The sequence below is a fragment of the Dyella sp. genome (genome assembly GCF_051954575.1).
Taxonomy (GTDB): domain Bacteria; phylum Pseudomonadota; class Gammaproteobacteria; order Xanthomonadales; family Rhodanobacteraceae; genus Dyella_B.
This window is the reverse complement of record NZ_JBQCHP010000021.1, coordinates 1-20,294: the sequence shown is the minus strand read 5'-3', so window position 1 is coordinate 20,294 and position 20,294 is coordinate 1. Positions and strand designations below refer to the sequence as shown.

Genomic DNA, 20,294 nt, shown 5'->3' with positions numbered 1-20,294 from the left:
GCGGGTTCATGGCGGCTCCGGCAGGGAAGGCCCTCAGCGTGCCACGTCTAGTGCTGCGACGCCACAAAATCTGGCATAGTGTTTGGACATCCAAACGCCAGACCATCATGAAGACCTCGTTTCCCAAGCAAGACATCAAGGTGCTGCTGCTCGAAGGCGTAAGCCGCACGGCGGTGGAGACATTCCAGCGTGCCGGTTACAGCCAGATCGAATATCACGCCAAATCCTTGCCGGAAGAGGAGCTGAAAGCGCGCATTGCCGACGCGCACATCATCGGCATCCGGTCGCGCACGCATCTCACCGCCGGCGTGCTGGAACATGCCAAACGCCTGATCGCCGTGGGCTGCTATTGCATCGGCACCAACCAGGTGGATCTTTCGGCCGCGGCGCGGCAAGGCGTTCCGGTATTCAATGCGCCCTATTCCAACACGCGCAGCGTGGCCGAACTGGTGATTGCCGAAGCGATCATGCTGTTGCGCGGCATTCCGCAAAAGAACGCGCTATGCCATCGCGGCGGCTGGACCAAATCCGCCGCCGGCAGTTTCGAAGTACGCGACAAGGTGCTCGGCATCGTCGGCTACGGCCACATCGGCACGCAGGTGGGCGTGCTGGCGGAAAGCCTAGGCATGCGCGTGATCTTCCACGACATCGAAGCGAAGTTGTCGCTCGGCAATGCGCGGGCGGCAGCGGATCTCAACGACCTGCTCGAACGCTCCGACGTGGTCACGCTGCACGTGCCGGAAACGCCTTCGACCAAGCTGATGATGGGCAAAAACGAACTGGCCAAAATGCGCAAGGGTGCATTGCTGATCAATGCCTCGCGCGGCACCGTGGTCGATATCGACGCGCTGGCCGAAGCCTTGCGCAGCGAACACATCGGCGGCGCGGCGATCGACGTTTTCCCGCAGGAACCCAAAGGCAACGACGATCCCTTCGTCTCGCCGCTGATCGGCATGGACAACGTCATCCTCACGCCGCACATCGGCGGCAGCACGCTGGAAGCGCAGGAAAACATCGGCATCGAAGTGGCCAGCAAGCTGGTGCGCTACAGCGACAACGGCTCCACGCTCTCGGCGGTCAACTTCCCTGAAGTCACCCTGCCAGAGCATCCACGCAGCCGCCGCCTGCTGCACATCCATCGCAACGTGCCGGGCGTGCTGTCGCGCATCAACGAATTGTTCTCCGCCGGAAACATGAACGTCGACGCGCAGTTCCTGCAGACCAATCCCGATGTGGGCTACGTCGTGATCGACGTCTCCGCCGACGAACACCAAGCGGCCTCGTTGAAGGACAAGCTGGCGGCGATTCCGGGCACGTTGCGCGCGCGCGTGCTGTATTGAGAAGACTTACAGTACATCCCGTGTGTAGTGGAGAGCATCAGAGCAGGGCCTGCGACCTCGCCGCGCCTGCCAACCGAATGGCAGGCTCGCGCTCCGCCCAAACCTCCCCCGAGGACGGGGGAGGAAGCTACACCCAGCCGGATTAAGGCAACACTGATCAAATATCGCCGTCGTCACCAGCCCTGTCTGTTCGCAGGCCACAGGGCCGTCGGCGAAGGCAGACTGGCGCATCGTCGAGACGGCGGGCCAAAGGCATGCGGACAGACAGGGCTGGCCCCACGTATTGGATGTAAATGACGGGGTGATGCCTGGAAGGCCCGCAGGCTGCGCCGCGCGGCTTGGCAAGACGGCCAGTCTTCCCGGCGCCACGCAGCGCACCCTGCGAGCCTTCCAGACATCATGACGGCGGCGATACTTGATCAGTGTTGCCTTAAAGCAACCAGCCACACACCCGCCTCCGCGCCGCCACAAATGCGTGCGACACTTTCTCCCAATACTCAGGGAGAGTTCTATGGCGCACGCAACGATCAGCCGCCGTCTACACGGCGGCCTGATAGCTTTATGCATGGTGTCGATGGTTGGGCTGCTGGCAGCCTGCAACCATCACGAAGAGGGCAAGCCGGCCTTGCAGGGGGCACCGGCAACAGATCGATCCACGCGCGCCCCTGCCAACCAGCCGTTCGCCCTGGTATCCGCCGGCTCACAGACCACCGATTCGCGCACGGCGATCACCCTTCGTTTCAATACCAAGCTGGCCTCGGCGCAACCATTCGACCAGCAGCTGGCGGTGACCGGACCGAATGGCGAAGTGGTCAACGGCAGCTGGGATCTGCAGGACGACGGCCAGACCCTGAGCTTCCCTTACGTATCGCCCAACCAGCACTACGCCGTGCTGCTGCATGCGGGCTTGATGGCGGCGGACGGAAGCACACTGGCCCGTGAAGTGAAGCGCGACGTCTATTCCGGCAACCTCACCCCGGCGATCGGTTTCGCCTCGATGGGCAGCGTGCTGCCGGCGCGCGGTACGCGCGGCCTACCGCTGGTGTCGGTGAACGTGGACGATGCGGACATCGAATTTTTTCGCGTGCACGACGATGCGCTGTCGGATCTGTTTTGCGCGTATCCCAACAACAAGCATCGCAACGAATACGAGTTGCAGCACGATAACGATTGGGAACGTTGCGAGCATGGCGACCGGGTGAAACGCTCGATCACCGAGATGGGCGACTCCGTCTACGCCAATCACTACACCCTGGGCGGCGCACAGAACGAACGCACCATCACCTACATTCCGATCCAGAACGTGCCGCAGCTCGCGCAGCCGGGAGTGTACATGGCGATGCTCAAGCAAGGCGGCACCTATAGAGGTAGTTACGACACAGCCATCTTCTTCGTCAGCGATCTCGGCCTGCATCTGCGCGTGTATCGCGACAACGCCTTGCTGCACGTCGCATCACTGCATGACGGCTCACCGATCAGCGGCGTGGACGTGGAAATCGACGATGACAGCGGCAAAGCGAAATTGAAGGCCCGCACCGGTGGCGATGGCAATGCGCTGATCGCCTACAAAGTGACCCCCTCCGACGTGCTGATCGCGCGTCACGGCAAGGATGTCTCGGTACTGCCGTTCAACAAGCCGGCGCTGGACGTGTCCAACTTCGACATCACCGGGCGCAGGCAAGCGCCGTTCGAAGTGTTCGCCTGGTCCGGCCGCGATCTCTACCGCCCCGGCGAAACCGTGCACGCTTCGGCGCTGCTGCGTGATTACGACGGCAAGCCGATGAAGCCGCAGCCGCTGTTCGTGCGCCTGAAGCAGCCCGATGGGCGCAGCCTGGTCGACACACGGCTGGAGCCGAAGGATCTCAACTATTTCGAACTGAGCCAGGTCATTCCCGAAGATGCCCCGACCGGCCTGTGGCAGCTCGAATTCCGCCTCGATCCGGCCAGCAAGGAAACCGTGCAGGCGTTCCCCTTCCATGTGGAGGAGTTCCTGCCAGAACGATTGAAGGTGGATCTTTCCAGCCCACAGGCGCGCCTGGTACCGAACGAACCGCTGAAGCTGGCGGTAGGTTCCAGCTATCTCTACGGCGCGCCCGCCGACGGCAACCGCTTCACCGCCAAGCTGATGGTGAAGCCGGAAGTGCATCCGCTACCGAACCTGCAGGACACTTTCTTTGGCGATCCCCTGGTCGACCTGCCGAAGGAAGCCAGCGACGTGGCGGACGACAAGCTCGATGCCCAAGGCCACCTCGAGCAGGACATCGCTTTGCCCGATGGCGTGAAACCGGTAGCGCCGCTGACCGTGACGGTTTCGGGCAGCGTGTTCGAAACCGGCGGCCGCGCGGTGACGCGTCTATTGAATCGCGTGTACTGGCCGGCGCCCGAGCTGGTCGGCGTGCGTCCGTTGTTCGATCCCAAGCAGGGCGCGGAGAGCGAAGGCCGTGCTTCGTTCGAGATCTTGCGCGCCAATGTGGACGGCAAGCTGGTGGCAGGCTCGCATCTGAAGGTGCGTCTGCAGCGCGAGATTCGCAATTTCTATTGGCTGTACGAGCACGGCGACGATTGGAAGTCCAATGCCAACGTGCAGCTGCAACTAATGGAAGAAAAGGACGTGGACGTCGCCGCCGGCCAGCGCGTGCAGGTCGACTTTCCGGTGCAATGGGGCGGCTATCGCCTGGAGGTGTACGACCCCGCCACGCAGCTCACCACGGTATTCCCGTTCTTCGCCGGCTATAGCTGGGACGACGAAAACCTGGGCAAGGAAGCGCGCCCGGACAAGGTGAAGCTCGCGCTGGACAAGGCGCGCTATCGCGCCGGCGACACCATGAAGGTCACCGTGACGCCGCCGCACGACGGCCCCGGCGTGCTGCTGGTGGAGTCGGATCACTTGCTCTACACGCGCAATATCGATGCGACGGCGGGCGCCACATTCGACATTCCCGTCACCAAGGATTGGGAACGCCATGACGTATACGTGGTGGCGCTGGTGTTTCGTGGCGGCGAAGCCACCGAGCACACCACGCCCGCACGCGCAATGGGCATCGAGCACGTCGCCATGGATCGCAACGACCGGCGCATTCCGCTCAGCCTGAGCGCGCCGGCCACGATGCGACCAGGCAATCCGCTCGATGTCACCGTGCAGGCGCGGGGGCTCTCCGGCCAGCATGCCTACGTCACCGTGTCCGCGGTGGATCAGGGCGTGTTGAACATCACCAACTACCCGGTGCCGGATGCGTGGGCATGGATGTTCGCCAAGCGCGCATTGAGCGTGGACGCCTACGATCTTTACAGCCGCGTGATCGAAGCGATGGACGGCGCGGATGCGAAGCTACGCTACGGCGGCGACATGGGCGGCAAGGGCCTGCCGCACGCCGCGCGCCTGAATCCGAAGGTGCAGATCGTGGATCTGTTCGCCGGCCCGGTCGCGTTCGATGCGCAAGGCAAGGCGACGCTGCACGTGCAAGTGCCCGATTTCAACGGCAGCCTGCGCCTGGCCGCGCTCGCCTATAGCGACGATCGTTTCGGCAATGCCGATGGCAACGTCACCGTGCGCGCGCCACTGGTGGTGGAACCGAGCACGCCGCGCGTGATGGCCGGCGGCGACAAGGCGCAGCTCAGCCTGGATCTTAAGAACCTTTCCGGCAAGGACGGCACCGCGAAGATCAGCGTGAAAACCAATGACGTGATCAAGGTGGAGAACGCGGCGCGCGATGTTTCGCTCAAGGATGGCGGCAGCACCACCCTGCTGATGCCTGTCGCTGCGCAGGGCGGCGCCGGCGTGGCAACGCTCGACATCCATGCCGAACTCAACGACTACAAGGTCGATCGCCATTTCGAATTCGCCGTGCGTCCGGCGTGGCCGGAACAACTCAACAGCACGCCCATGGCACTCGAAGGCGGCAAACCGATGCACCTGGACGGCTCGATGGCCGGGCTGATTCCGTCGACCGTGCGTGCACAGCTCACGCTGAGCACACTTCCACCGCTGCCCTACGCTGCCGCGCTGCGCAGCCTGCTGCTCTATCCCTACGGCTGCATCGAGCAGACCACCAGCAAGGGCTATGCCGCGCTGTACATGGATCAGAAAACCGCCAAGGCACTGGGCACCGATGGCCTTCCCGATCCGGCACGGCAGGCCGCGGTGGAAAGCGCTCTCGCACGCATCGCTTCGTTCCAGACCAGCAACGGACACTTCAGCTTCTGGGGCGGCACCAGCCCGATCGAAACGTTCATGACGCCCTACGTGGTGGATTTCATGCTGGATGCGCGCGATGCCGGTTTCGCCGTACCGCAGGACGTGCTGCAAAAAGCGCTGCAACGCCTGAGCGATGACCTGCTCGCCGGCGGCCATCCGTACTACAGCTACGAGCATCACGATCACCTGCGCATCGCCGACGAAGCCTATTCCGGTTTCGTGCTGGCCCGCGTCAATCGCGCGCCGCTGGGCACGCTGCGCGCGATCTTCGACAACGATCGCCAGAAACTGGTGGCGCCGCTGCCGCTCGTGCACCTGGGTATCGCGCTCAAGCTGATGGGCGACAACACACGCGCACAGAAAGCCATCGACGAGGCGTTCGCCTGGAACAAGGAACGTCCCTGGTACGTCGGCGACTACGGTTCGGATCTGCGCGACCTGGCGACCATGGTGGCGCTTACGCATGCCTACGGCTTGAACAAGCCCGAGTACGACACCAAGCTGATCGACTGGGCGCGCAACGCCACCGCCAATGTGCGTGCCACCCAGGAGAAGATTCCTTACTACCATTGGTCGTGGTCGTATCTCAGCACGCAGGAACAGGTGGCGATCGCGCGCGTCGCTCATACGTTCGATGCGGCGAACAACGCGCCGCTTGCCGCATCGCTCAGCATCGGCGGCAAGACCGAATCGGTGCCGCCCAATACGTTCCTGTGGACGCGCATGCTCACGCCGGCCGAACTGGCCAGCGGCCTCAGCGTGCAACCACAGGACAAGGCCGCCGTGTTCGCCACGTTCGATGTGGCCGGCATCCCCACCAAGGCGCCGCCCGCCGATCCAAGCCAAGTCGACGTGCGCCGCAGCTACTTCACCACCGACGGCAAGCCATGGACCGGCGATACGCTGAAGGAAGGCGACACCTTGATCGTGGAACTCACCATCGAGGCACGCATGAACATGCCCGATGCCCTGGTGACCGATCTGCTGCCCGGCGGGCTGGAAGTGGAGAACCTCAACCTGGGCGGCGCAGAGCAATGGGAAGGCGTCGTCGTCGATGGCATCCAGATGGACCAGCACACAGGTGCCGCCGAGATCGTGCACGAGGAATACCGCGACGATCGCTACGACGCAGCACTGAAGCTGCAACGCGGCCAGGCAGCACATGTGTTCTATCTGGTGCGCGCGGTGACGCCGGGCACGTACACGGTGCCGCCGCCACTGGTGGAGGACATGTACCGACCGGCAGTGCGCGGCATTGGCACGGTATCGCCAACGCAGGTGAAGGTGGTCGAACCGTAGCCTTTGGTGCCCTCTCCTTCCGAGGGAGAGGGTTACCTGTAAGTTCGGATGCGAACCCCAACATCGCGCTGCATGAGCATTTCGGCGTTGGGGCTTGCACCCCGACCTTGGGCCTGTTCGCACTATTGGCGTAGCCCGCGCCGGGATCTGTTTGCGCGCCAGGCAAGGAAGAGCGAAGGAGTGTACGTCGGTACACGACTGAGCGATGACGCGGCATGGCGGGCAAACAGATCCCGGCCCTTCGGGTTATCGTTGAGTGGCCACCATGCGCTAGCGCGCGGTTTGCCTTGGCAGCCAGCCAAGGCTGCGCCACGCACTACCACCTGATGGCCACTCAACGACAACGCGGGCCACGCCAATAGTGCGAACAGGCCCTAGGTGACCAGAGCGGTAAGCATGAAGATTCCGGCACGTCCAGCCCCTCAATCGGTTGTGCAACGCATTCGCCGCCTGCTGCGGATAACGCTGCTGGCTATCGCGGCCTTGTCGATCACTGCTGTGCTGCTTGATCGCCTCTTCCCTCTCCATCTGCCCGCGCCCGACACCGGCAGCACCGTGGTGCTCGCCCGCGACGGCACGCCGCTGCGCGCTTTCGCCGACAGCGACGGTGTGTGGCGTTACCCCACCACTGCCAAGCAGGTTTCGCCGCTTTACCTGCAAGCCTTGCTCACTTATGAAGACCGCTGGTTCTATCGGCATCCCGGCGTGAATCCTTATGCTCTGCTGCGCGGTGCGTTCGGCGCGTTGCGGCACGGCCGCGTGATCTCGGGCGGCTCGACACTGACCATGCAGGTGGCACGCGTCATCTCGCCGATTCCACACACCTTCGCCGGCAAGCTGGTGCAAATCTTCCGTGCGCTGCAACTGGAAGCGCATCTGAGCAAGGCACAGATCCTTGATCTCTATCTCAACCACGCGCCGTTCGGCGGCCCCATCGAAGGCGTGGAAGCAGCGTCGTGGGCGTACCTGGGCGAACCGGCCAGCCGGCTCTCGCATGCCGAAGCCGCCTTGCTTGCCGTGCTGCCACAATCGCCGAGCCTGCTACGCCCCGATCGCCATCCGGATGCTGCACGACGCGCCCGCGACAAAGTGCTTACGCGCATGCGCGATGAAGGCCTGTGGAGCAGTGCGCAACTGCACGACGCGGAAATCGAACCGGTGGTGGCGCGCTCGCTGCGCGCACCGCTGGATGCCGCGTTGCTGGCCGAGCGCCTGCATCAGCAGCAGCCGCAGGCACGACGCATCGTCACCACCATCGACGCAAACCTGCAGCGCGCGGTGGAAGATCGCGTCAGCGACTACCTTTCGCGCCTGCCGCCGCGTACGTCCGCTGCGGTGCTGGTCGTGGATAACGCCACGCTCGAAGCGCGCGTATACGTGGGCACTGCGGCCTTCGCCGATCCGCTGCGGCTGGGCCACGTCGACATGGTGCGCGCACCGCGTTCGCCCGGCTCCACGCTCAAGCCGTTTTTGTATGGGCTTGCGCTCGATGATGGACTGATCACATCGCAAAGCCTGCTGGTGGACGCGCCGCAGGATTTCGGCGGTTACAAGCCTTCCAACTTCGACGACAGCTTCAACGGCCCGGTCAGTGTGGCCGAAGCATTGCAGCGCTCGCTCAATGTGCCGGCGGTGGACGTGCTCGATCATGTCGGGCCGAACCGTTTCGTCGCGCGACTGGCCAATGGCGGCGTCGATCTTGGCTTGCCGTCGGGAGCGCAGCCTAATCTGTCCATCATTCTGGGCGGCGCGTCGACGCGGCTGGAAAATCTGGTCGGCGCCTATACCGCGTTCGCCAACGGCGGCGTGGCGGGAGCACCGCGCTATCTGGCGGAACAACCGCAGCAAACCCGTCGCCTGCTGTCGCCGGGCGCCGCGTGGATCATCCGCAACATTCTTTCCACCAATCCCGCCGGCGTGGAAGGCGCGCCGCTGGAAGGCACGGTCAGCCGACACGATGCGGTCGCCTGGAAGACCGGCACCAGCTACGGGTATCGCGATGCCTGGGCGATCGGCGTCACCGACGCCTGGACGGTGGGCGTGTGGATCGGCCGGCCCGATGGCACACCATCACCGGGGCAGTACGGTGCGGTGACCTCGCTGCCGCTGATGTTCGCAGTGGCGGACATGCTGCCGAACGATCGCCATCACGTGCACGCAGCACAGCCGGCTAGCGTGCGCCAGGTCGACATCTGCTGGCCATTGGGTGGCGCCGCTGTAAATACCCCAGCGGCCTTATGCCGCCAGCGGCGCAAGGCTTGGACGCTAGATGGGGCAGTGCCACCCACCTTCGCCGAACGCGACATCACTGCATGGTCGGCCGGATTGATCCGCTTGCGCCTCGACGCGAAAGGGCGGCGCCTAAGCGGCACCTGTCATGCCAAAGACGAACGCAGCATCCAGATCGCACGCTGGCCTGCCCTGGCGACACCATGGCTGAGCGCGGACGACGCGGCGCAGGCTGCGTTGCCACCCCTCGCGCCTGGTTGCGCGCCGGATTCGCTCGACGTAGCCAGCCCCATCCGCATCGCCGGAATTGGCCAAGGTGCGCGCTTGCGTCAAGCGCCGAACAGCACGCAGCCATTGCGCGTGACCTTGCAGGCGCTGGGCGCCACCGGCGAAGTGCAATGGCTGCTGGATGGCCGCTTGCAGGGAAGCAGCGAGGGCGGCGCAAGCATGCATGTGAATCTGCTTAAGGCGGGCGATCACCGGATCACCGCCTTGGCGCAAGACGGCGCGTTTGCGCAATTGCTGGTGCACGTGGATAGCGTATGACGCGGTCAAAGCCACGTGACCCATGTGTCTTCGCTATCACTGTTCTTTTGCGCGTGGACTTGTCTTACCTGGCGCCATCACTGGATGCAGCATGCCGCTCGCGCACGCGTAGTTCTTCGCGAAATGCGGAAGCGTAATTTTTCAACTCCGCTTTCTTTACGCCAGCAGGCACTTTGTCGCGTGCAAGATGCTTTTCCATCCGCAGCAGCAAATCGTAGTCGTGGTAATCACGATACGGTTTCAGGTCAAGGTCGGCCGGCACTTTCTGCAGACGTTCATCACCGATCTGTTTCACGTATTCCTGCATGAAACGGTCGTAAGCCTTCCAGGTGATGCGCTGCGCGTGCACGGCAGCTTCCTCGGCGCGCGTGGCGATCTGGTGCGCGTGCAGGTAGTGCAGGCCGAGCTGGTCGATCAGGGTTTTCTCCACTTCCTCATGCAGGATCAGAAAACGATCCACCTCGACGGTACGGCCTCGATATGTAAAGGACTTGGGCAGGTGGCGATCGATGTAGATGGTCTTGCCGTCCTGGCTGTAGCCGGCCAGATAGGGAATATCGTGTTTGCGATCGAGCTTTTTTATCCGCCGCAGGATCGCGTCGAGTGCGCGATCCAACATCCGCGAAGAGATGTACCAGTCGGGCGCTTTCAGCTTCTCGTGCGGGGCATTCGGGTGGCAGCTGTTCGACGACATGACGCCAGCTCCTGGTTTACTGGCACGGAGACTAGCCGGAAACAAAAAACGGCGCCCAAGGCGCCGTTCATACGTTTTGCGAATTGGTCGGGGCGGCCGGATTCGAACCGACGACCCTTTGCCCCCCAGGCAAATGCGCTACCAGGCTGCGCTACGCCCCGACTGATCCAGCAAAGAAAAGAAATTGTAGCAGTACCGGCAGGGGTGCCGGTAGGTGTGCTCAGCGACGCAGCAGCACCAGTACTTCTTCCAGCTCCATGCGCACCTGGCGCACGATCTGGTGCGACATGCTCGCTTCCATCCGGGCCTGCGGGCCTTCCAGGCGCGCGCGGGCGCCGGTGATGGTGAAGCCTTCGTCGTACAGCAGCGAGCGGATCTGCCGGATCATCAGCACGTCGTGGCGCTGGTAATAGCGGCGGTTGCCGCGGCGCTTGACCGGGTTGAGTGCAGGAAACTCCTGCTCCCAGTAGCGCAGCACATGGGGCTTCACCCCGCACAGCTCGCTGACCTCACCGATGGTGAAGTAGCGCTTGGCCGGGATGGCGGGCAGCTCGGTGTTATTCCCCTGATCCAGCATAGCCCTCGACTCTTACCTTGAGTTTCTGTCCTGGCCGGAACGTCACCACACGGCGGGCGGAGATGGGAATCTCTTCGCCCGTCTTGGGATTGCGTCCGGGTCGCTGGTTCTTCTGCCGCAGGTCGAAGTTGCCGAAGCCGGACAGCTTCACCTGCTCGCCCCTTTCCAAAGCCTCGCGGACGACCTCGAAATAGGCGTCCACGAACTCTTTGGCTTCACGTTTGTTAAGGCCCACCTCGAGGAAGAGGCGCTCTGCCATCTCCGCCTTTGTCAGCGCCGCCATCTCACCCTCGCAATTTCGCCTCGCATGCAGCCTCCAACGCCGACACCGCTTTGCGCACGCAGTTGTCCGCGTCGTCATCGGTAAGGGTGCGTGAAGCGTCCTGCAAAATCAAGCCCATAGCGAGACTCTTTCGGCCCGCTTCGACCCCTTTCCCGCTGTAGCGATCAAACAGCCGCAGGTCTGCCAGGGTTGTGCCCAGGGTGGCGCGAACGGCCTGCTCGATCTGTGACCAGCTTACCTGTTCAGGTACGTCAACGGCGATGTCGCGGCGCACGCCCGGGAAGCGCGCTACCGGCTGCGCCTTCGGCAGGCGGCGGGCCAGCAGGGGTTCCAGCGCCAGTTCGAGCACGTGCACGTCGGAGCCCAGGTCCAGCGCCTTGGCCAGGCGCGGGTGCAAGGCGCCGAGGTAGCCGACCGTCTTGCCATCACGGGCGACACGAGCGGCCCGGCCGGGATGCAGCCAGCCCGGCAGGCCGTCGGCATGCACGGCCCAGCGCTGCGGCTCGCCGCCCCAGGCGATCAGGGCGTCCAGATCACCCTTGAGGTCGAAGAAATCCAGCGGCCGCGCAGCTTCACCCCATTGCTCGGCGTGGGCGCTGCCGCTGGCGACCATGGCAAGGCTGGGCGTTTCCAGCGGCGGATCGCCGGCCGCGAAGACGCGCCCCATCTCGAACAGGCGCACCCGATCCTGCTGGCGCGCGCGGTTGTAGGACAGTGCTTCGATCAGCCCAGGCAGCAGCGACGGACGCATCACCGCCAGATCGGCCGATAGCGGGTTGGCGAGCGGCACCAGGTTTTCGGTGAAACCCCACTTCTCCAGCAAGGCCTGGCTGACGAAGGCGAGGTTCACCGCTTCGTAGTACTCGCGCGCGGCGAGCTGTTCGCGCACGGCCAGCTCGTCAAGGCGCGCCTCCGGCTCGGTCGCCAGCGCCAGCGCGCCTTCCGGCGTGTGAGTGGGAATGCTGTCGTAGCCGTAGATGCGCGCCACTTCCTCGACCAGGTCTTCTTCCAGCTCGATGTCGAAGCGGCTGCTGGGTGCGGTGATCCGCCAACCTTCACCGGTGGCGTCCACCTGCATGCCGAGCGCGGTGAAGATGCGCGCCACTTCGGCGTCGGCCACCTCCACGCCCAGCACGCGCTTCAGGCGCGCACGCCGCAGCGTGACGGTGGCAGGCTTGGGCAGATCGGCAGGGTTTTCGGCCACCAGCACCGGCCCGGCCTTGCCGCCGGCGATCGCCAGCAGCAATTCGCTGGCGCGTTCCAGCGCGCGGCGCGGCAGTTCCGGATCGACGCCGCGCTCGAAGCGGTGCGAGGCATCCGTGTGCATGCCGAGCTTGCGCGCGCGGCCCATGATCGCCGCCGGCGCAAAGTGCGCCGATTCCAGGAAGATGTTGTGCGTGGCGTCGGTGACGCGCGAATCGTAGCCACCCATCACGCCCGCTACGGCCAGCGCGTTCTGCTGATCGGCGATCAGCACGAAGCCGCGGTCGAGCGTCACTTCGGAACCATCGAGCAACTTCAGCGTTTCGCCATCGCGTGCATGGCGCACCACGATGTCGCCGTCGAGCTTGTCGTTGTCGAACGCATGCATCGGCTGGCCGAGTTCCAGCATTACGTAGTTGGTGACGTCGACCACGGCACTGATCGGACGCAGGCCGGCGCGGCGCAGGCGCTCGGCCAGCCACAACGGCGTGCGCGCGGCCGGATCGATGCCTTCGATGATGCGGCCGAGATAGCGCGGCGCATCCTTGCCAGCTTCCAGGCGAATGCCACGGTGGGCGGCGCTGGTTACCGGTGTTTCGGCTTGTGCCGGCGCTTTGACATGGCTGCCGAACAAGGCGGCCACGTCATGCGCCAAGCCGACCAGGCCCAGGCAATCCGGACGATTCGGCGTGAGCTTCAGTTCGATGCTTGCATCAGGCAGGCCGAGATAGGTTGCAAGCGATTGGCCGACCGGCGCATCCAGCGGCAGCTCCAGCAGGCCGGAGGCGTCGTTGTCGATGCCCAGTTCTTTCGCCGAGCACAGCATGCCGAACGATTCCACGCCGCGCAGCTTCGCCGCCTTGATGTGGATGCCGCCAGGCAGCGCTGCGCCGACCGTCGCCAGCGGCACCTTGATGCCGACGCGGGCATTCGGCGCACCGCATACGATCTGCAGCAGCTCGCCGGTGCCAGCGTCGACCTTGCACACCTGCAGGCGATCGGCTTCCGGATGTTTTTCCGCAGCGACGATTTCGGCCACCACCACGTCGCCGAGCTGCTCGCCCAGCGGGGTGAGCTCTTCCACTTCCAGCCCGGCCATGGTCAGCGCGTGCGCCAGTGCGGCGCGATCCGCCTTGATCTCGACCAGCTCGCACAGCCAGTTTTCGGAGAATTTCATTGCTTGGTTCCTAAGACGCGAATCAGGCGAATTGCTTGAGGAAACGCAGATCGTTCTCGAAGAACGCGCGCAAATCCGACACGCCATAACGCAGCATGGCGAAACGCTCCACGCCAAGGCCGAAGGCGAAGCCGGTGTAGCGTTCCGGGTCGATGCCGCAGTTCTTCAGCACGTTCGGATGCACCATGCCGCAGCCGAGCACTTCCAGCCAGCGCGTACTGCCGTCTTCAGCATCCCAGCGGATATCCACTTCAGCCGAGGGTTCGGTGAAGGGGAAGTAGCTGGGGCGGAAGCGCATTTCGAAATCGCGCTCGAAAAACGCGCGGATGAATTCGGCCAGCGTGCCTTTGAGGTCGGCGAAACTGGAGGTTTCGTCCACCAGCAGGCCTTCGATCTGATGGAACATCGGCGAGTGCGTCTGATCCGAATCGCTGCGGTACACCTTGCCGGGCGCAATCACGCGGATCGGCGGCTGGCGTCCGATCATCGAGCGGATCTGCACCGGCGAGGTATGCGTGCGCAGCAGGCGGCCGTCGCCGAAATAGAAGGTGTCGTGCATCGCGCGCGCCGGATGGTGCGGCGGGAAATTCAGCGCTTCGAAGTTGTGCCAGTCGTCCTCGATTTCCGGACCGTCGGCGCGTTGGTAACCGAGGCGCGCGAAGATCGCGGCGATGCGTTCCAGCGCACGGGTGATCGGATGGATGCCGCCGCGTTCGCCGTCGCGGCCGGGCATGCTGATGTCGAGCTTTTCGGAAGCAAGGCGGCGGTCGAGTTCGGCCTGTTCCAGCATCTGCTTGCGCGCGGTGAGCGCATCGTTGAGACGCTCTTTCAGGCGGTTCACTTCGGCGCCGCGCGCTTTGCGCTCTTCTGGCGACAGTGTGCCCAGCGCTTTCAATGCAGCAGTGACCACACCGCTCTTGCCCAGCAGGCTCACGCGCAGCGCGTCGAGTGCTTCGAGCGTGTCGGTCTTGTCGATGTCCGCCAGCGCCTGCGTGGCGCGGGTATCGAGGTCTTCCATCGATGCGGTCTCGGCTTGGTTCATGTTGATTTAGCCTCCCCTGCCCTTCATGGGACTCCGTCCTGCCTTGCCGTCATTCCCGCGAAAGCGGAATCCATCTTCGCCTTTGCATCAGAGCAAATGGATTCCCGCTTTCGCGGGAATGACGTCACAAGGGAGATCCCGAATGAGCAGGTCCTGTGATTCCAGCAAAGCTCAAAACAAAACGGGGAGAAGGCTTGAGGCCTTCTCCCCGCATTAATTTGTGCCCATCATTCATGATGGGCGCAAGCCCGAAAGCTTGCGCACAAATTACGCCGCCAGACTGGCCTTCGCTTTTTCTGCGATGGCCCCAAACGCCTTGATGTCGTGCACGGCGATGTCAGCCAGCACCTTGCGGTCAACGGTGATACCGGCCTTGGCCAGACCATTGATCAGGCGGCTGTAGGACAGGCCGAACTGACGGGCGGCAGCATTGATACGCACGATCCACAGGGCGCGGAACTGGCGCTTCTTCTGCTTGCGGCCGATATAGGCGTACTGACCGGCCTTGATGACGGCCTGGTTCGCTACGCGGAAGACCTTGCGGCGGGCGTTGTAGTAGCCCTTGGCGCGGCCGATGATTTTCTTGTGACGACGACGGGCGGTAACGCCACGCTTAACACGAGCCATGGTTCAGTCCTCCGCCTTAGAGATACGGCAACATGCGTGCTACACCCTTGGTGTCGCAGGCCTTGACGTGGTTGGTGGCGCGCAGGTTGCGCTTACGCTTGGTCGACTTCTTGGTCAGGATGTGCGACTTGAAGGCGTGACCGGCCTTGAACTTGCCGGACGCGGTCTTGCGAAAACGCTTCGCCGCCGCGCGATTGGTCTTGATCTTGGGCATGGAGATGCTCCTTGATGGGGCTGGGCCCCTGGTTTCTGACTGATCTGGCGGCAGTCGCCAAGACTGCGCTTTCCGTCCTGCCAGGATCGGTGCACGACCCTTCCTTGCGGGTCGAACCGGCGATTGTACGGGAAGTATAAAGCCGACGCCAGCCTCATATCCGCTCCCTCTCCCCGCCGGGGAAAGGGTTGGGGTGCAAACCCCAACGTGGGCATGTCGATCGGGCAAGGGATGTTGGGGTTTGCACCCCAACCTACGGATCTGAGTCCAGATTTGCCCTCACCTCGGTCCTCTCCCCGGAGGGGAGAGGAGGAGGTAAAGGTGCGGGCTTACTTCTTCTTCGGCCCGATCATCATCACCATCTGGCGGCCTTCCAGGCGCGGGAAGGACTCGATCACGCCGTTCTCGCCGACGTCTTCCTGGATGCGCTTGGCCAGTTCCTGGCCAAGATCCTGGTGAGACATCTCGCGGCCGCGGAAGCGGATGGTGACCTTGACCTTGTCGCCCTCTTCCAGGAAGCGAAGCATGTTGCGCAGCTTGATCTGGTAGTCGCCCACGTCCGTCACCGGACGGAACTTCACTTCCTTGATCTCGACCTGCTTCTGCTTCTTCTTGGCGGCCTGGGCCTTCTTCTGGGCTTCGAACTTGAACTTGCCGTAGTCCATGATGCGGCAGACCGGCGGATCGCCATTCGGCTGAATCTCGACCAGATCGAGCCCCGCTTCCTCGGCGGCACGCAGCGCCTCGTCGCGGGTTAGGATGCCGAGCTGTTCGGAATCCGGGCCGATCACACGCACACGCGGTACGCGGATCTCATGGTTGCGACGGTTGCCCTTAGTTTCTGTGGTGGCGATACCACTATCCTCCAGAAGATGTTGAATTCGGCCAACGCGGCATCAGCGCCGCGTCTCGGCCTCCAGTCGTTCGATGAAGCTGGCCAGCGGCATGCTGCCTAAGTCTTCGCCCGAACGGGTACGCACAGAAACAGCCCCCGATTCCTTTTCGCGATCGCCGACCACAAGCAGGTAGGGCACTTTCTGAAGCGTATGTTCGCGGATTTTATAGCCGACCTTTTCGTTGCGCAAATCCGCCTTTACGCGGAAGCCTTTATCGACAAGGGTTTGCGTGACCTGCCGGACATAGTCGGACTGCGCGTCGGTGATGCTGAAGACCTGCGCCTGCACCGGCGCCAGCCATGCCGGCAGATTGCCGGCATGATGCTCGATCAGGATGCCGATGAAACGCTCCATCGAGCCCACGATCGCCCGGTGCAGCATAACCGGATGTTTCCGTTGACTATGTTCGTCCACGTACTCCGCACCCAGGCGTTCGGGCATCATGAAATCCACCTGCATCGTGCCAACCTGCCAGGCGCGACCGATGGAGTCTTTCATGTGGTACTCGATCTTGGGGCCATAGAAGGCACCCTCGCCGGGCAGCTCTTCCCACTCCACCCCGGCCGAGCGCAGCGCGGCGCGCAGGGCATGCTCGGCGCGATCCCACACCTGGTCGCCGCCGATGCGCTTGTCCGGGCGCAGGGCGATCTTCAGCGCGATGTCCTCGAAGCCGAAATCGGCGTACACCTTCATGGCTTGGCTGTGGAACGCAGTAACCTCCGATTCAATCTGCTCTTCCGTGCAGAAGATGTGACCGTCGTCCTGGGTGAAGGCGCGCACGCGCATGATGCCGTGCAGGGCGCCCGACGGCTCGTTGCGGTGGCAGCCGCCGAACTCGCCGTAGCGCACCGGCAGGTCGCGATAGCTGTGCAAGCTGGTGTTGTAGATCTGCACATGGCCGGGGCAGTTCATCGGCTTGAGCGCGTAAGTGCGCTTTTCCGATTCGGTGAAGAACATGTTTTCCTGGTAGTTGTCCCAGTGGCCGGACTTTTTCCACAGGCTCACGTCCATGATCTGCGGGCCGCGCACTTCATGGTAGCCGCTCTTGCGGTACACGCCGCGCACGTACTGCTCCACCGTCTGCCAGATCGACCAGCCGTTGGGATGCCAGAACACCATGCCGGGCGCTTCTTCCTGCTGGTGGAACAGATCCAGCGCCTTGCCGATCTTGCGATGGTCGCGCTTCTCGGCCTCTTCGAGCTGATGCAGGTAGGCCTTCAGGTCCTTGTCGTTCAACCAGGCCGTGCCATAGATACGCGTAAGCATCGCGTTGTTGGAATCGCCGCGCCAGTACGCACCGGCCACCTTCATCAGCTTGAACGCGCGCAGCTTGCCGGTGTTGGGCACGTGCGGGCCGCGGCACAGGTCGGTGAACTCACCTTGCGTATACAGGGAGAGTTCTTCGTTGGAAGGAATGCTTTCGATGATCTCGGCCTTGTAGGCCTCGCCGAGGCCGCGGAAGAACGTGATAGCGTCATCGCGCGACTTCACGCTGCGCGTGACGGGCAGCCCTTCCTTCACGATCTTTTCCATTTCGGCTTCGATCTTGGTCAGATCGTCGGGCGTAAAGGGGCGCTCATAAGCGAAGTCGTAATAGAACCCGTTATCGATTACCGGACCGATCGTCACCTGCGCGCCCGGGAACAGTCGCTGTACGGCCTGGGCCAACAGGTGCGCCGTGGAGTGGCGCAAAATCTCCAGCGCCTCCGGGCTTTTCTCGGTAACGATTTCCAGGCTGGCGTCGTGGCCGATCGTGAAACTGGCGTCCACCAGCTTGCCATCCACTTTTCCGGCCAGCGTGGCCTTGGCCAGGCCGGCGCCGATGGAGGCGGCCACGTCCTGCACGGTGACGGGATGGTCAAAGGGGCGCTTGCTGCCGTCGGGTAGCGTGATTTCGATCATGGGTCGGTATCTCGAAAAACAGAAAAGGCGCCACCGGCGCCTCTTTCAAAGGACAGGCGTGGCGAGAATCAGCGTTGGAGGCTGGTAGTTGACATGTCGCACGCTCGACCGGCGCAGGGCGCGGGCCACCTTGTCCTCTGAAGAGTTGGGAAACGGACGCTAGTTTAGCGCGTCGACTATGTCAATCCAGCAATCACCAGCCAGCCACTACAATGCCGCTCCGTCGCCCCTGATCACCGAAATCCAAGGAAATCTACGATGCGCGTACTCGTCACCGGCACGGCTGGCTTTATTGGGGCGGCCCTTGCGGAACGTTTGCTGGCCCGGGGCGATCAGGTCTATGGCATCGATAACCACAACGACTACTACGACCCGTCCCTGAAGGAAGCACGGCTGGCCCGCTTCGCAACGCATGCGAGCTATACGCACTTGCGCGCGGATCTCGCCGATGCCCAGGCGCTGAACCGCGCCTTCCATGAATTTCAACCACAGCGCGTGGTGAATCTCGCCGCCCAGGCCGGCGTGCGTTATTCGCTGAAGAACCCGCAGGCCTACGCGCAAAGCAATCTGGTGGGCTTCATCAACATCCTGGAAGCTTGCCGCCACCATCAGGTGAAGCATCTGGTCTACGCATCGTCCAGTTCCGTCTACGGCGCCAACCGCAAGCTGCCGTTCGCGGTGGAAGACGCCGTCGATCATCCGGTAAGCCTGTACGCCGCCACCAAGAAAGCCAACGAACTGATGGCGCACACGTACAGCCATCTGTATGGCCTGCCCACCACCGGCCTGCGCTTCTTCACCGTGTATGGGCCATGGGGACGCCCGGACATGTCGCCCATGCTGTTCGCCGACCGCATCGTACGCGGCGAACCGATCGACGTGTTCAATTACGGCAACCACAGCCGCGATTTCACCTATGTCGATGACATCGTCGAAGGCGTGATCCGCACCATGGATCACGTCGCCGAGCCCGACCTGAACTACGACCCCACGCAACCCAACCCCGGCGCCTCGAATGCACCCTATCGCGTCTACAACATCGGCAACGACCAGCCCGTGCCGTTGATGCACTTCATCGAGTTGATGGAGCAGAACCTGGGCCGCACGGTGGAAAAGCGTCTGCTGCCGATGCAGCCGGGCGACGTGCCGGACACCTGGGCGGATGTGTCCGCGCTGCGGCGCGACGTGGGATATGCGCCGAATACCTCGATCGAGGAAGGGGTGGCGAAGTTTGTGCGGTGGTACCGCGAGTATCACCGGCTGGGCTAGGCCTAAACCCAAATAGACGGAAATGCGCGCACTCACAAAAATTTGACAATACATGCAGCAAATTTTTTGCGGCGCGCAGGGTATGCAAGCTAGCTGATAAAATCATCTTGCGGAAAAGATCGCTGTTTAAGCAATAAAATTTATTCGTTAAGCACGAGCCGTCTCAAGGAGGTGAACGATGACCACCTTTTTTTCTGGCACTCTGTTTAGGCTAACCAGCGATCAAGCCTTCGGTGGAGCCCCACCCTACAGACTCGAAAAAAAAGCAGACTATTCCAATATTACAGACCGCATTGAACTCTCACTCGCGAAATCGAAAAATTGTCATCACTTCATAACGTTATATCCGCATCCGAGTCTAAGCGATGGAGAGCAGGGAGATGCCATTTTTCGCATGGATGGCACCGAGGCAAAAGATGTTTTTTTATTGAAGGACCTACCCATTCCGCTACCCAGTGGCTGGAATGTGGCGCCGCCAATTGAAAACAATGACCACGACCAACAAGGCGGTTTCAAGATCATCAGCGTATTTTTCATGATCGCCTTAAAATCTGGCGATCTTGTCGACGGATACTTTCGCGGTATCAAGCTCAAATATCTTTGCTTTGGAACCACCAAGCTTTCCTCCTTGTTCGACAACCTCAAATCATTGGTCGGTGTGCAGGGGTTCATGCAGGAAAGTTACGCCAAGAGCGTCTCCTTCGATGCCATTGCCCCGGATCAAGACCCATCCGCCATCAAGGAGCAGGGCAAATATTTCATGGACGTTGTTAAATTGCCATGGATGAAACCTGGCGTAGG

General features: G+C 62.6%; 14 protein-coding genes and 1 tRNA gene. 5 read left to right on the top strand and 10 right to left on the bottom strand.

Features of this window, described 5'->3' with window-relative positions:
- Positions 1-107: 107 nt before the first annotated feature.
- The 3 genes from serA to pbpC all read left to right on the top strand — a co-directional run bounded on the left by serA (position 108) and on the right by pbpC (position 9,609).
- Positions 108-1,340, top strand: a complete 1,233-nt coding sequence (gene serA, locus ACTHNE_RS02405) for a phosphoglycerate dehydrogenase (RefSeq protein ID WP_440268499.1) — start codon at positions 108-110, stop codon at positions 1,338-1,340.
- 511 nt (positions 1,341-1,851) lie between these two features.
- Positions 1,852-6,834: an MG2 domain-containing protein gene (locus ACTHNE_RS02400; protein WP_440268498.1), complete on the top strand. Its 4,983-nt coding sequence runs from the start codon at positions 1,852-1,854 to the stop codon at positions 6,832-6,834.
- A 396-nt stretch (positions 6,835-7,230) separates the two neighbouring features.
- Positions 7,231-9,609, top strand: a complete 2,379-nt coding sequence (gene pbpC, locus ACTHNE_RS02395; RefSeq protein WP_440268497.1) for a penicillin-binding protein 1C — start codon at positions 7,231-7,233, stop codon at positions 9,607-9,609.
- Between the two features lie 64 nt (positions 9,610-9,673).
- Here the strand turns inward: pbpC and ACTHNE_RS02390 are convergent, their stop codons facing one another.
- The 10 genes from ACTHNE_RS02390 to thrS all read right to left on the bottom strand — a co-directional run bounded on the left by ACTHNE_RS02390 (position 9,674) and on the right by thrS (position 18,224).
- The gene (locus ACTHNE_RS02390; protein WP_324946495.1) at positions 9,674-10,303 is read right to left on the bottom strand and encodes a hypothetical protein; all 630 of its coding nucleotides are present in this window, start codon (positions 10,301-10,303) and stop codon (positions 9,674-9,676) included.
- An 84-nt stretch (positions 10,304-10,387) separates the two neighbouring features.
- Positions 10,388-10,464, bottom strand: a tRNA-Pro gene (locus ACTHNE_RS02385).
- Positions 10,465-10,523: 59 nt separating this feature from the next.
- Positions 10,524-10,880: a MerR family transcriptional regulator gene (locus ACTHNE_RS02380; RefSeq protein WP_324946493.1), complete on the bottom strand. Its 357-nt coding sequence runs from the start codon at positions 10,878-10,880 to the stop codon at positions 10,524-10,526.
- Positions 10,861-11,163 (bottom strand): integration host factor subunit alpha, encoded by a 303-nt coding sequence (ihfA, locus tag ACTHNE_RS02375; RefSeq protein WP_115477488.1) that lies wholly within the window; start codon positions 11,161-11,163, stop codon positions 10,861-10,863. The genes ACTHNE_RS02380 and ihfA overlap by 20 nt, the downstream gene beginning before the upstream one ends.
- A 1-nt stretch (position 11,164) precedes the next feature.
- Positions 11,165-13,543 (bottom strand): phenylalanine--tRNA ligase subunit beta, encoded by a 2,379-nt coding sequence (gene pheT / locus ACTHNE_RS02370; RefSeq protein WP_440268496.1) that lies wholly within the window; start codon positions 13,541-13,543, stop codon positions 11,165-11,167.
- Positions 13,544-13,565: 22 nt separating this feature from the next.
- On the bottom strand, positions 13,566-14,561 hold the full coding sequence (gene pheS / locus ACTHNE_RS02365; protein ID WP_440268500.1) for a phenylalanine--tRNA ligase subunit alpha: 996 nt from the start codon (positions 14,559-14,561) through the stop codon (positions 13,566-13,568).
- A gap of 291 nt (positions 14,562-14,852) precedes the next feature.
- Positions 14,853-15,212, bottom strand: coding sequence for a 50S ribosomal protein L20 (gene rplT / locus ACTHNE_RS02360; RefSeq protein ID WP_128898432.1), 360 nt, complete (start codon positions 15,210-15,212; stop codon positions 14,853-14,855).
- 16 nt (positions 15,213-15,228) lie between these two features.
- The gene (gene rpmI, locus ACTHNE_RS02355) at positions 15,229-15,426 is read right to left on the bottom strand and encodes a 50S ribosomal protein L35 (RefSeq protein ID WP_019467379.1); all 198 of its coding nucleotides are present in this window, start codon (positions 15,424-15,426) and stop codon (positions 15,229-15,231) included.
- Positions 15,427-15,755: 329 nt separating this feature from the next.
- Positions 15,756-16,280 (bottom strand): translation initiation factor IF-3, encoded by a 525-nt coding sequence (gene infC / locus ACTHNE_RS02350; protein ID WP_324941329.1) that lies wholly within the window; start codon positions 16,278-16,280, stop codon positions 15,756-15,758.
- Between the two features lie 42 nt (positions 16,281-16,322).
- Positions 16,323-18,224: a threonine--tRNA ligase gene (thrS, locus tag ACTHNE_RS02345; RefSeq protein ID WP_324941308.1), complete on the bottom strand. Its 1,902-nt coding sequence runs from the start codon at positions 18,222-18,224 to the stop codon at positions 16,323-16,325.
- A 258-nt stretch (positions 18,225-18,482) separates the two neighbouring features.
- Here thrS and ACTHNE_RS02340 point away from each other — a divergent pair, with 258 nt between their 5' ends.
- Together ACTHNE_RS02340 and ACTHNE_RS02335 are read left to right on the top strand one after the other, a co-directional pair.
- Positions 18,483-19,493, top strand: coding sequence for an NAD-dependent epimerase (locus ACTHNE_RS02340; protein ID WP_324941305.1), 1,011 nt, complete (start codon positions 18,483-18,485; stop codon positions 19,491-19,493).
- A 178-nt stretch (positions 19,494-19,671) separates the two neighbouring features.
- The coding region (locus ACTHNE_RS02335; RefSeq protein WP_440268495.1) for a hypothetical protein at positions 19,672-20,294 on the top strand (623 nt) is incomplete at its 3' end.